We start from the raw sequence: 12897 nt of genomic DNA on the forward strand, positions 1-12897 counted from the left end.
CGGATGTGTTGCTATGGCCGCGCGAACAAGCACTCGTTACCGCGGCGTGAACAATCGTCTGTATATTTGTTACCATACTACAAACCATGTCGCATGAGCCAGAGACATACCGTCTCTCGCCTCTCTGCGGTGACGAAGTACAGATGGGTCGCTGGCGGTGTGAGCGGGCTGGTCGCTGGCGTCGGCATGGGCGTCGTGTTCCACGCCGGAGCGAACCTCATGCCGTTTATCGGGGCGCTGTACGGCTGGCCGACCGTGGTCGGCGGATGGGTCGTCCACCTGTTGAACAGCGCCCTCGCCGGCCTGCTGTTCGCGTTCGTCGTTTCCCGGCCGGTGTTTCACAGCCAGATCGAGTCCGTCGGGGAGAGCGTCGCGGCCGGCGTGGTCTTCGCAGCCGCGATTGGTCTGCTCTCGACAGGGTTCTTGCTCCCAGTCTCGATGAGTGCGCTGGGGGTCCAGTCGTTCCCGGAGCCGCTGGTCCCGCTGCCAGGTATGCTCGGGAGCGTCCTCGTCGTGGCGTCGGTCGGCGTCGCCCACCTCGCCTACGGCCTGCTCCTCGGCTGGACCTACGCCGCGGCCAGGGGTCGCAGGGCTCCCGACAGCGTGGCGAGCGAGGCGTGACCGTCGTCGCAACTCCGTCAGCCGGCGTTCACGCCGCGGCGGTGTCGCCAGCGCTCTCATCAAGCGTCGTTTGCCGGCCTCCAGATGGCTCCGCGCCGCGGTTTCGGTATGACTCTCGGAGCGTGAGCGCCAGGGCACCGAGGCCGAGCAGGAACGCGACCAGTTCGAGCAGGCCGCCAAGGACTGGAATCGCGCCGAGGAGAGCGAAGCCGACGAGGCCGACGACGAGCGCGAGCCAGCGGTTTTCCCGGTCGGCGAGCGAGAGCGCCCACGACCCGATGGCGAACTGGCCGTAGACGACCGCGACCCACGCCGTGACCCCGAAGGCGACGGCACCGACGAGCGAGAGCGGGATGCCGACGATGGTGAACAGGAGGACAACGAGGACGACGGGAACGGCGACGAGTGCCAGCAGGCCGACGCCGCCGGACTTGGCCGGGCGCTCCGCGACGTGGCCGGCGACGCGCGCCGAGAACGACGGGAAGAGAGCCAGTAGGATCGCGCCCAGCAGGAGGTTCACGAGCAGGCCGTAGACGACGCCGACCCACGACGGCAGCGCGAACTCACCGAACTCCGGACCGGCGCTGGCGCCGATGCTTTCGTCCCGGACCACACTTCCACCGACCGCGGCCTCGGGGGCGCGGGTGAACGTTGCGGCGTCGTAGCGGACATCGCCGCCGACCGACGCCGTCGGCCCGAGGACAAACTCCTCCGCGCCGGCTTGGACGGTCCCGTCGACTGTCCCGCGAAGCGCGAGGTAGCTCGCGCCCACATCGAGGTTTCCGTCGATCTGTGCTGTCTCACCGATCTCGACTGTGCCGCCGGCGACGCTCACGTCGCCGCCGACGGTGCCGTCGATACGGACGGTCCCCGCTGCAGCTTCGATGTTGCCGCCCACCTCGCCGGTCTCGGTGACGTGGACGGTTCCCGCTGCGGTTGCGATGTCGCCGGTCACCGTCCCGCGGACGATGACCGTTCCGGCGACCCCCTCGACGCTGTCGTACGTCTCGTCAGGTCCGATGACTATCGTTCCACTTGCTCCCTGATACGACTGCGCGGCGACGGTACCAGTCACAGCTGAGAGCAAAACGAGCGAGACGACCGCGAGCGTCGCGACCCGGATGCCACCGCTTGAAAGTCTGGAAGACATACGGCCCGATTATATTGGAAAGATAATAAATGTAGGTTGATACTATCGGGCAACGAGAATACTATCCAAGGAGTGTGAATCGGGCTGTACCCGTCCGATCCAAGCGGTCGGTTCGAAACGCGGCGGTGTCGTCGCCAGTGGAGGAGATGACGCTGGAAACGACGAGGACAGGAGCCACACTCAAAGTGTGGCGGAAGCGCGCGAAGCACCGGAACTCAGAACGTGGGCATCGGCTGCTGGGGCTGGACCCGAGCGAGTATCTCTGTATTGACTATCCGACATTTGGGGATAGGTCGACAGTGGTTCCCGACGACGTTCTTCGGCGGTATCCCGGGCGACAGGTCGATTGTAATTTAGGACTGTGTTTGGCAGAACGAAACCAATACTAGTTTCACTCCTTCTAAAAGCCGGCATTTTGTAATTGCTACTGACTACACCACCATGCAGATTTAAGTGTTAACGGCATGGAATATTGGTCGTAGATATGTCTAGTGACAGCAAGCAACAAAGCGCCACAGAGCGGAAGTCAGCGATAAAGAAGCGGCACGAACAGGCGGCAAACGAGGTGCTGCCGGATCGGCGGGAGCTGTACATCGGTGGCGAATGGGTCCAGAGCAGCGGCGGGGAGACATTCGAAACAATAGACCCGACAACCGGTGAAACGCTTGCAGAAGTGCAAGCCGGCACAGCCGAGGATATTGATAGCGCGGTTGCGGCCGCGTGGAACGCATACGATGAGACGTATAGCGAGCTATCCACAGGCGAACGTCAGGCGATGCTGGACGGTATCGCAGACGCCATTGCGGAGCGAAGCGAGGAGTTCGCAAAGCTCGAAAGTTTAGATAACGGGAAACCGATTACCGAGGCTCGGATCGATATTGACCTCGTTATCGACCACTTCCGGTATTTCGCAGGTCTCGCCCGGTCGGGCGAGGGACGGACTATTGAAACCGACGATAGCCGCCACGTCCAGACACTCCGGGAGCCGTACGGGGTTGTCGGACAGATAATCCCGTGGAATTTCCCGCTCCTGATGGCGGCCTGGAAGCTCGCGCCGGCGTTGTCGGCCGGGAACACGGTCGTACTGAAGCCCGCTGAGGAGACGCCGCTGAGTATTCTCAAACTGATGGAAATCACGGAGGACGTGATTCCAGACGGCGTCGTTAACGTCGTCACCGGGTTCGGCCCGGAAGCAGGAGAGCCACTCTCGAAACACCCTGACATCCGGAAACTAGCATTCACTGGATCGACAGAAATCGGGAGTAAAGTAATGCAAAGCGCCGCCGAAAGCATCACCGACGTGACGCTGGAGCTGGGCGGAAAAAGTCCGCTCGTTGTGTTCCCTGATGCAGACCTGGAACAGGCCGTCCAGACGACGATTACGTCGATCTTCTTTAATACTGGTGAGTGCTGCTGTGCCGGGTCACGGCTGTTCGTGCACGAAGATATCAAAGACGAATTCCTGGATGAGCTTGCGACTGCAGCTGAGGACCTGACTGTTGACGACCCACTGCTGGAGTCGACAGATCTCGGCCCGAAAGTGACCGCGGAGCAGGTCGAGCGCACGCTGGGCTACATCGAGGAGGCAGAACGAGAGGGGGCAGCCTTCGTCACTGGGGGAAGTCAGCCGGACGATGAGGCCCTTTCGGATGGGTGCTTCGTCGCGCCGACGCTCATTGACGAGATTGACCACGACAGCAAAGCGGTCCAGGAGGAAATATTCGGCCCGGTTCAGGAAGTATTCAGCTGGAGTGAGTACGATGAGATGATCGAACTGGCTAACGATGTCGACTACGGCCTCGCAGCAGGAGTCCTCACAGAAGACCTCTCGAAGGCACACCAGTGTGCAAAAGACATCGAGGCGGGGAACATCTGGGTCAACACCTACAACGACTTCCCGGCAGGCCAGCCGTTCGGCGGATACAAACAGTCGGGAATCGGTCGAGAGATCGGGCAGGAGACAATCGACCACTACACGCAGACGAAGACGGTGAATATCTCACTCGATTGATGTGACCGTCCCGTTCCCGCAAGTCCCGCCCGGACAGATCGAGGCCACCAACGTGTCCATCGCCCCCGACGGGACGAAATACATCGTCCCGTCAGGGATGCACGAGCGACTGTACCGGGCGGTGGTGCCCGACGCTGCTGAGGGAACACTGGACCCCAAAACCGAACTGGCGCTGGCGGGGTGGGTGTCACTGCACACGGATGGGCTGACCAGACGGGTGTACATCGACGCTCCGGATGACTTCGCTGAAGCTGCCGTCGTAAAGCGGTTCGCCCGGTCACACGACGCCGAATCGATTATCATGGCACGCCACCCAAGCGGCGACGTGACCCGCTGGCAGTCGCCAGGCGCTGTGTCCGTTACCGAACAGTGAACTCGGCAGTCAGCAGTCTGTGCTGTCGCTCAGGGTCAGTCCACCTTACTTAGTACGGCCAGGGATGGCCGCTCGCGGCTGGCAACAACGTTGTTTTCAGTCCAGCTACCGACCTGTGGCTATGGATGAGCGAATCGACCCGGACGAACTGCTCGCTGCTGTCGGCTTTGATGCGGACGAGAGCGTGCTAACGCGTCGTCAGGCGGAGGTGCTTGCGCTCCGCGAACATGATATTCGTCAGAGTGATATCGGGGAGTTGCTCGGCACGTCACGTGCGAATATTTCAAGCATCGAGCGCAATGCGAGAGAAAACGTGGAAAAAGCACGCCAGACGGTCGCCTTCGCAAACACCCTGACCGCACCCGTTTGTGTTGACATCGAAGCCGGGACCGATATCTACGATATTCCACCGACGGTGTATGCCGCCTGTGATGAGGCCGGTGTGGAGGTCAATTACGGCTCCTCGAATCTGTTGCAACTCATCGATGACGCCGTCGATGGGGCGATTCAGCAGGACACGGTGCAGGTGCCACTCCGCATCGATGTGACAAACGACGGTGTCGTACACGTTCGAGAGCAGTCGGCAGAACGCACAGAGTGACCGGGGATAGCGTCCGGCAACAGTACTGTTTGCGTGAATCGAAGTACATGGCGCACGTACCGACGCATCGTTGAGTCCCGACAGACGATTGTTGCGTGCAGCGCCGGCCCCAGCTAGGCGTCAGCCAATAGCGAGATGGCCAGTTGGGGCGCTCCGTGTATCGAAACGGAACCCTTGTTAGCCGCCGACACCGTGGTTTCCCCAATGAGCCACGACTCGCCGCCGGTCCGCCGCCTCGCGGACTGGGACCACGAGCGTCTGGAGGCGGTAGCTGCCGAGCACGGCACGCCGCTGTACGTCGTTGACCTCGACCGCGTCGCCGAGAACTACGAGCGGTTCGCCGCGGCGTTTCCCGACGCCCACGTCATGTACGCCGCGAAGGCCCACACCGGACAGGCCGTTCTGTCGAAACTGCTTGAGACAGGCGCTGACATCGAGTGTGCCGCCTGGGGGGAACTCCAGCGGGCTATCGACGCCGGCGCAGACCCGAACACGCTCCAGTACACGGCCGTCAATCCGCCGGACCGCGACCTCGACCGTGCCGTCGAACTGGCGGCAGAGCACCCCGGGCTGACGATTACGGGGGGTGCGCGGGACACCTTCGACCGCCTCGAAGAGCGGGGCTACGACGGCCGGGTCGCCATCCGCATCAATCCCGGTATCGGGACGGGCCACCACGAGAAGGTCGCGACGGGGAAAGACGCCAAGTTCGGCATTCCCTACGACGAGGTGCCCGAAGTCGCGGCCGACGTGCGCGAGCGCTTCGACCTCGTCGGCCTGCACGCCCACGCCGGCAGCGGCGTCCTTCACGACGACCTCGACGACCACTGTCGGGCCATCGGGAAGGTCGCCGACATGGGCCGAGAAGTCATCGCCGACGGCGCGGAACTGGACTTCGTCGACTTCGGCGGCGGCTTCGGCGTGCCGTACCGAGAAGACGTCGAGCCACTGGACATGGAGATTGTCGGCGAGAAGGTCCGCGAGGCGGTCGGGGACCTCGACGCGCAGGTCAAACTCGAACCCGGCCGGTACGTTGTCGCCGACGCCGAGTGCATCCTCACGGAGGTCAACACGGTCAAGGAGACGCCGGCGGCAACCGTCGTCGGCGTCGACGCCTCGCTGGCAACACTCATCCGACCGGCAATGTTCGGCTCCTACCACCCGATCCGGAACGTCACCGCGCCGGAGCGGGAGGCCGAACCGGTGTCGGTCGGCGGCCCCTGCTGTACGAGCGCCGACGTGTTCTGCACTGACCGACCGCTCGCTCGACCCGAGCGAACTGACCTGCTGGCAATCGGCAACGCCGGTGCGTACGGCTACGAACTGGCGAACCAGTTCCACTCCCAGCCACGGCCGGCAGAAGTTGCCTTCGAGGGCGGCGAGACGCGAGTCGTGCGGGAACGCGAGACGCTGGCGGACGTGACCCGCATGGAACGGTAATGGCGTTCGACATCCCATCGTTCCACCGGCGGGCCGTCGAAACGCGGTCAGACGAGCACGTCGACGACATGCGCTCGCTGCTGGTCGACACGCTGGAAGACGCCGGCGAGTACCCGGAGATAGACGACCTCGGGAACGTCGTCGTCTCGCGGGGCGACGAGGACGGAACGCATATCCTCCTCAACACGCATATCGACACCGTCCCGCCGCATCTGCCCTACGAGCGGCGGACAGAGCCGCCGGGGCCAGACGAGACTATCGACGGCACTGGCGGTGACGGGGACGGCGATATCGTCTGTGGCCGCGGAGCCTGCGACGCGAAAGGGCCGCTCGCGGCGCTCCTCGATGCGTTCCTCACCGTGACGCCCGACGACGGCCGGGTCACACTGGCGATTTCTACCGACGAGGAGACGACACAGACCGGCGGCGCACACCTCGCTGACACCATCGACGCCGACGGCTACATCGTCGGCGAGCCGACTGGCCTCGATGTGTGTACGGCCGCCCGCGGCCAGTTCGAGGGGACGGTCACCATCCACGGCGAGAGTGCCCACGCCGCCGACCCCGGCAGCGGCCACAACGCGATCCGGGCCGCCGCGCCGATACTGCAGGCGATGGAGAGTTACGAGGAAAAGAAAGGGCCAGGCGAACACGAAACGCTCGGTTACCCTATTCTCACCCCGTCGATGGTGGAGGGCGGCGAGGCGACCAATCAGGTCCCAGCCGAATGCACTATCACGTTCGACCGGCGGAGCGTCCCGCCGGAGACCAGCGAGTCATTCTGTGCGGACCTGCAGGCCCACCTCGAACAGTGGCTCCCGGAATCGATGGGCCTCACCGTGGACCTCATCCGCCCGGATACGCCGTTTCCCGAGGCGTTTGCGACCGACACCGACGCCGAACTGGTCCGCACACTGCAGGAAGCTAGCGGCGGCGCGGTCCGGCAGTTCGGGGCCGCGACAGAAGCCTCGTATTTTGCAAACAACGGGCCGACTGTGGTGTTCGGCCCCGGCGACCTGAGCGACGAAACAGGTGCTGTTGCGCACTCGAAACGCGAGTACGTCCGGCTCTCGGAAGTTCGAACCGCCGCACGAGCTGTGCGGGAGACAGTCGAACGGCTGGTCTAAGCCACGGCCTCGCCGACGGACTGGCCTACGCCGACCGCCGCTGAACGAGGTCAGAGAGCGCCGTGGTTGCGTCTTCGTCTGTCACGCTGTCAAACTCCTCGTAGTAGTCCGAAGTCGCCTGAAACGCCGCCGGTTTTAGCGGGACGACGACGTCGTCGGCCCACCGCCGCACCTCATCGAGCACGTCCGGCGGTGCGACGGGGGCAGCGGCGACAACCTCGTTCGCACCTGCCTTTCGCAGACGCTGAATTGCGACACGCATCGCCGCCCCCGTCGGAATCCCATCATCGACCAGCAGAACCCGTTTGCCGGCCACGTCAAGCGGCCCCCACGTCTCGCCGTAGTTGACCGCTCGTGACTCAACAGTGTCGCTCGCGTGCGTCTTCGCCTCCTGCACGTACTCCCAGTTCACGTCAAGGAACCGCATCATCGGGCTGTTAATCCACGAGAAGCCGCCCGGCGCGACGGCCCCAATAGTCAACTCAGGGTGGTTTGGCGCGCGTATACGTTGTATGACGATGACATCCATTGGAAGTCCGGTCGCGTCAGCGACCACGTTGCCGACCGGGACGCCGTTCGGTGCGAGCGTGACAACGACATCGCCGACGACATCCCGCTGGCGCAGCGCGGCTACAAGCTATTGCGCCGCATCCGAGCGGTCTGTGAACATACCACATTATATGGAATCGTACATCCTAATCGTTCCGGTTAGCGGTCTTCGTGGCTGACGGCCGGCTGAGCAGTCGGTCGCAGTCCTCGGTCTCAGTCCTGCGGTGCCGGCTGGTCCGACTCCTGCCCGAGGTCTAGCGTCTCCTCGACCTGCGTGTACGTCAGGACAAGTCCAACGAACGCGAGCGCGGCACCCGCGGTGAAGGGCGTACTGAACGACCCAAAGTTGTACAGCAGGCCCGACGCCAGCGGCCCGATAGCGACGCCGAGGCCGAACGCCATCGTCAGGACAGACAGCGTCGTTCCGGACCCGCGGGCACCGGCCAGATCACCGGCAAGAGCGAGCGACGGGGCAAACACCAGCGCAACGGCGATGCCCTGAACGAACCGTGCCAGGAGCATGAGCCACGGACCTGTTACGATTCCCTGTGCGAACACCGACGGGACGAGGATGACGAACCCGGCGACGATGAACGGCCGGCGTCCGAACCGGTCGCTCGCCCGCCCGATGGGCACCTGAAAGACGACGTTCGCGATGACGACGGCGGCGAACTGGACGCTGAAAAACAGGGTCGACTCATTCAGCCGCATTCGAACCGGGCCTTCGAGCGTGGCAAACAGCGCGATGGTGGACGCCATCATGAACGTGCCGACGCCGAGGACGAACACCGAATCCAGCCCCTCGCCGTCCCGGTCCAGAATCGCTATCGAGAGGTCTTTTCCGGCCTCTGCCTCGAACGGCGGGTCCTGAATCAGCGCCCACACGAGGGCAAGGCTCACAACAGCGCCCAACACGGCGATAGCGAAGGCGGCGGTGAAGCCGGATATCGCGGTCCCGGCGATCCGGTAGGTCACCACGTCGTTCGCGGCGAGTCCGCCGGTGATGACGACGCCAGCGATTATCGGCCCGAAGCCGAAGCCGATGAGCCGGAAGGTGTTGAACACGCCGAAGTTCCCGCCCCGCTCGGCGTCACTCGCGGCGTAGTCGTTGACCAGCGCGACCGTCGCTGGAATCGTAAAGGCTGCGCCAAGGCCCTGAAACGCCCGCGCAGCGAGGACTGCCCAGTACGAAGAGAGGAACGGGTACGCCGCGCTCCCGATAGCGAACAGTACCAGTCCGGTAAGGACGAAAACCCGGCGCTTGCCGGTCCGGTCTGAGAGTCGCCCGGTAAACGGCTGGCCAAAACTGTTCAGCAGACCGAACAGGGAGAGCACCAGTCCGATCAGCGTCTCCGTCTGAAGCGTGAACCCGAGTATCTGCTGGCCGGCAATACCGGCGAGCGACACCTGTCCGCTGGCGATGTACAGGGGGAGAACGATGATGAGAAACGAGTTCCCCAGCGCGTCCGCCATCCGGGCGAACGCGAGCGTCAGAACCCGCGTGTCAGTGCCGAAGACCATCTATTGCCAACGAAGGCGGCCACACTCGTGATAGTTGCGTTTACCGCGGGGGGACGTGTCGACCCGAAAACGGTGGCGGCCAGACAGCGCTCCTCAGCTGTCGTCGGCCTGCTGCTCCGCGATGCCCGTGTAATCGGTCGGCGTCAGCGCTTCCAGTTCGGCCCGCACCTCGTCGCTCACGTCGAGGTCGGCGAACATATCATGGAAGTCTTCAATAGTAACCTCGCGGCCTCGCGTCGCCTTCTTCACCTGTTCGTAGGCGTCAGCGTACCCTTCACGGCGAAGAATCGTCTGGACGGCCTCGCCGATGATCTCTGGCGTCCCAGCCAGGTCGTCGGCCATTACCTGCTCGTTGGGGACGACCTTCGCCAGCCCGTTCTGGCACTTGCTGTAGCCGATGAGACAGTGGGCGAAGGCGGCCCCGATGTTGCGCTTGACCGTCGAGTCAGAGAGGTCCCGCTGGAGCCGGGAGTTTGTGACGTAGTCGCCGAGGAAGCGAAGGTCTGAGTTCGCTTTCGAGAGGTTCCCCTCGCTGTTCTCGAAGTCGATGGGGTTGACCTTGTGAGGCATCGTCGAGGACCCGGTCTCGCCCTCGACGGCCTCCTGCCCGAGATAGCGGTCCGAGACGTACAGCCACACGTCGAGGTCGAGGTCAAGCAAGATGTTGTTCGCGCCCCGGAGCGCGTCGAACAGGACCGCGAGGTCGTCACAGGGGTTGACCTGTGTCGTCAGCGGTTCGTGTTCCAGTCCGAGGCCGCCGACGAAGGACTCTGCGAACGTCGGCCAGTCCACGTCAGGGTAGGCGGCGACGTGGGCCGCGTAGGTTCCCGACGCACCGGCGAGCTTTCCGGAGAGGCCCTCAGCAGCACGCTCCACACGACCGATGGCCTGCCCCAGCCGCGAGGCGTAGACCGCCATCTCCTTGCCGAACGTCGTCGGCGTCGCAGGCTGGCCGTGTGTGCGGGCCAGCATCGGCACGTCAGCGTAGGTGTGGGCCATCTCCACCAGCGTATCCCGAATCTCGCGGAGTTCGGGAATCAGCACCTCCTGAGCGGCGGGCTTGACCAGCAGCCGCTGGGCGAGGTTGTTCACGTCCTCGCTGGTCAGCCCGAAGTGAATCCAGTTGGCGGCGTCGAGGTCGTCGGGCATACCCAGTCGGATGAAGTACTCGATGGCCTTCACGTCGTGATTGGTCGCCGAATACTCCCCGTACCCCTCAGTTTCGAGTTGCTTGACGACGCTCGCGTCCTCGTCGTCGAACTCCTCGTACAGCGCCCGGAGTGTCGCGCGCTGACCATCGTCGATTGACAATGGTGTGGCGTCGAGGTCGGCAAGCGCGATGAGATACTCGACTTCGACTTCGACGCGGGCGCGCATCAGCGCCCGCTCGCTGGTGTACGGGACGAGCGGTTCGGTGTAGCGGGCGTATCGGCCGTCGAGCGGCGAAACAGCGGCCAGTGGCCCTCTCTCGGTCATACCCGAGTGTGCGCGGGAGGCGCGAAAAAGCGTGTCGTTCTCCCGCAACCGCGACGCGGTGTAGTTGCGACGCGTGGCGTGACGGTGGAACGGGGCAGAAACGGGGGTTCGATAAAAAAGGGCGCGTCGTTAATTGCTGAACTCGTTGCAGACCGGGATACCGACCGTGTTGTAGTCACTCATCGCGGCCAGTTCGTCGGGCACTTGATGGATGTCGACCGTGTCCTCGACCAGCGCGGTCGGGTCGAGCTTGCTCGATTCCACCATGTCCAGCATTTCGCTGTACCGCGATGGCTGGAGCCCGAGTGACCCCTTGAAATCGATTTCTTTGGCGACGAACTCGTCGGTCGGGAGCGACACCATCCCCGCCTCCTCGCTGGTGGTTAGTCCGATCTGGACGTGCGTCCCGCCTTTGCGGAGCGAGTTTACGGCGTTCTGGCAGGTCGTTGCGATACCGAGGGCGTCTGCGGATACGTCGGCCCCGCCGTCAGTGATGTCCCTGACCGCCTTTGCGGGGTCGTCGACCTCCTGTGCGTTGACGGTGGCGACAGCGCCAAGCTCTTCGGCGCGGTCCAGTTTTTCGTCCATCAGGTCGACGCCGATGACGTTGCCGCCGAGAGCGTTCGCGATATGGACCGCCGAGAGCCCGATGCCGCCACAGCCGTGAATGACCACGTCGTCACCAGCACTGACCGGTGCCCGGTGGGCCATCGCGTGGAAGGAAGTCATGAACCGACAGCCCATGCCGGCGGCTGACTCCGCATCGATGTCGTCCGGGAGCGGAACGGCATTGAGGTCGGCGTTGGGAATGTGGACCTCCTCGGCGAACGCGCCGGGTGCCTGATTCATGAACCCGAGACCGATGTGGTTCTCGCAGATGTTTTCCCGCCCGTTTCGACAGAGGTCGCAGTTCCCGCAGGCGAAGTTGAACGGAATGGCAACCTCCTGTCCCTCCTCGATGTTTTCGACGTCTTCGCCGACAGAGACAATCCGGCCTGTCGGCTCGTGACCGAGGACGTGTGGCGGGTCAGGCCGGTACCCGAACCAGTCCCAGTCCCCCTGCCAGCAGTGCCAGTCGGACCGACAGATACCACAGCCGATGACCTCGGCGACGGCACCGTCCGGCTCCGGTTCGGGGCGTTCGACTTCTTGTACTGTTAGCGGCTCCTGAAACTCTTCTAGTAGTACTGCTTGCATTACACAATTAACATAGGATATCTTACTAATGAATATTATGGTTTTTGAGCTACAATATCTTCGCGAGCGAGGAGGTCCGCACCCCTGATATTGTGGTTACTCGGCTGCGTCAATCTAAGTCCAGAATAATTTCAGATAACTGCCGCTGCTGCCGAAGCCGATGACACATATCAAGTAACCATATTTTCGTCCACATCGAAATACCTTCGACAGGGAGTGAAGAGATGGTCCCGCTAGCGGCCAATCCTCAACTCAGCCAGCCGTAGTCGCCGTCGGCATCGCCAAAGCGGCCATCCGGTGGGTCAAAGCGATAGAGGTCCTGTCCAAGTGCGACCCACGCGAGGCCGTAGACGGTTGCCGCCGCTGGCTGGACTTCGAACCCGAGGAACGCGATAGTCCCGAGGCCAAGCAACACGCCCAGCCACGGCGGCTGGATGCGCGTCCTGACGAGACCGACGGTGACCAGTAACGACCCGCTGACCAGCACGAGTACGCCGACCGCGATGACCGCCTCGCCACCACCGGAAAGGAGGCGGACCAGTTGTCCGACGGCGAAAACGAGGCCGCCGAGGCCGCCGGCCCACGCACCGATGGTCCCTGGCCGCTTCATCCGTGCGCCGTAGAAATCCTCAATGGCATAGTGACCGGCTACGACACCGAGTGCGGAGAGGGCGGTTCCGGCGAGGATGGAGGTACTCATTTCGGTCTGACCGGTCGCGGACAGCACCACGGCCCAGCCAACCCAGACGACACCACCGACGGCGGCGACCGCACCCGCGCGCTGACACCGTAGCTTCGCCATACGGGCGAGTTGGCGGCGGGCTACAAATG

At 63.5% G+C, this 12897-nt stretch carries 12 protein-coding genes; 6 read left to right on the forward strand and 6 right to left on the reverse strand.

Annotation, left to right across the window (positions count from 1 at the left end; genetic code table 11):
* Positions 1–93: 93 nt before the first annotated feature.
* A complete protein-coding gene (locus tag G9C82_RS04480; protein WP_164734739.1) occupies positions 94–621 on the forward strand; it encodes a hypothetical protein in 528 nt (175 codons plus the stop codon).
* A 28-nt stretch (positions 622–649) separates the two neighbouring features.
* Here G9C82_RS04480 and G9C82_RS04485 read toward each other — a convergent pair whose 3' ends face one another.
* The gene (locus tag G9C82_RS04485) at positions 650–1771 is read right to left on the reverse strand and encodes a polymer-forming cytoskeletal protein (RefSeq protein ID WP_127013473.1); all 1122 of its coding nucleotides are present in this window, start codon (positions 1769–1771) and stop codon (positions 650–652) included.
* 484 nt (positions 1772–2255) lie between these two features.
* Between G9C82_RS04485 and G9C82_RS04490 the strand changes: the two genes are divergently transcribed.
* The 5 genes from G9C82_RS04490 (at position 2256) to G9C82_RS04510 (ending at position 7323) form a co-directional block, all read left to right on the forward strand.
* Positions 2256–3782, forward strand: coding sequence for an aldehyde dehydrogenase (locus G9C82_RS04490; protein WP_127013474.1), 1527 nt, complete (start codon positions 2256–2258; stop codon positions 3780–3782).
* Between the two features lies 1 nt (position 3783).
* Entirely contained in the window at positions 3784–4155 is a 372-nt protein-coding gene (locus tag G9C82_RS04495; RefSeq protein WP_127013475.1) for a hypothetical protein, read from the forward strand.
* Between the two features lie 121 nt (positions 4156–4276).
* Complete coding sequence (locus G9C82_RS04500) at positions 4277–4756, forward strand: Tfx family DNA-binding protein (protein WP_241244078.1); 480 nt, start codon at positions 4277–4279, stop codon at positions 4754–4756.
* A gap of 204 nt (positions 4757–4960) precedes the next feature.
* Entirely contained in the window at positions 4961–6196 is a 1236-nt protein-coding gene (gene lysA, locus G9C82_RS04505; RefSeq protein ID WP_121302651.1) for a diaminopimelate decarboxylase, read from the forward strand.
* Positions 6196–7323 carry a M20 family metallopeptidase gene (locus G9C82_RS04510; protein WP_121302649.1) on the forward strand — a complete coding sequence of 376 codons (1128 nt, stop codon included), beginning with the start codon at positions 6196–6198 and terminating at the stop codon, positions 7321–7323. The genes lysA and G9C82_RS04510 overlap by 1 nt, the downstream gene beginning before the upstream one ends.
* A 25-nt stretch (positions 7324–7348) precedes the next feature.
* Here the strand turns inward: G9C82_RS04510 and G9C82_RS04515 are convergent, their stop codons facing one another.
* The 5 genes from G9C82_RS04515 to G9C82_RS04535 all read right to left on the reverse strand — a co-directional run bounded on the left by G9C82_RS04515 (position 7349) and on the right by G9C82_RS04535 (position 12868).
* A complete protein-coding gene (locus tag G9C82_RS04515) occupies positions 7349–7948 on the reverse strand; it encodes a phosphoribosyltransferase family protein (RefSeq protein WP_319946525.1) in 600 nt (199 codons plus the stop codon).
* A gap of 137 nt (positions 7949–8085) precedes the next feature.
* Entirely contained in the window at positions 8086–9393 is a 1308-nt protein-coding gene (locus G9C82_RS04520; RefSeq protein WP_004963003.1) for an MFS transporter, read from the reverse strand.
* A 93-nt stretch (positions 9394–9486) separates the two neighbouring features.
* Positions 9487–10869, reverse strand: a complete 1383-nt coding sequence (purB, locus tag G9C82_RS04525) for an adenylosuccinate lyase (RefSeq protein ID WP_127013476.1) — start codon at positions 10867–10869, stop codon at positions 9487–9489.
* A gap of 129 nt (positions 10870–10998) precedes the next feature.
* Entirely contained in the window at positions 10999–12066 is a 1068-nt protein-coding gene (locus tag G9C82_RS04530; protein ID WP_004963011.1) for a zinc-dependent alcohol dehydrogenase family protein, read from the reverse strand.
* Between the two features lie 247 nt (positions 12067–12313).
* Positions 12314–12868 (reverse strand): hypothetical protein, encoded by a 555-nt coding sequence (locus G9C82_RS04535; protein ID WP_004963012.1) that lies wholly within the window; start codon positions 12866–12868, stop codon positions 12314–12316.
* Between the last annotated feature and the right edge of the window lie 29 nt (positions 12869–12897).

Source organism: Haloarcula sp. R1-2 (genome assembly GCF_011627385.1).
Taxonomy (GTDB): domain Archaea; phylum Halobacteriota; class Halobacteria; order Halobacteriales; family Haloarculaceae; genus Haloarcula; species Haloarcula marismortui.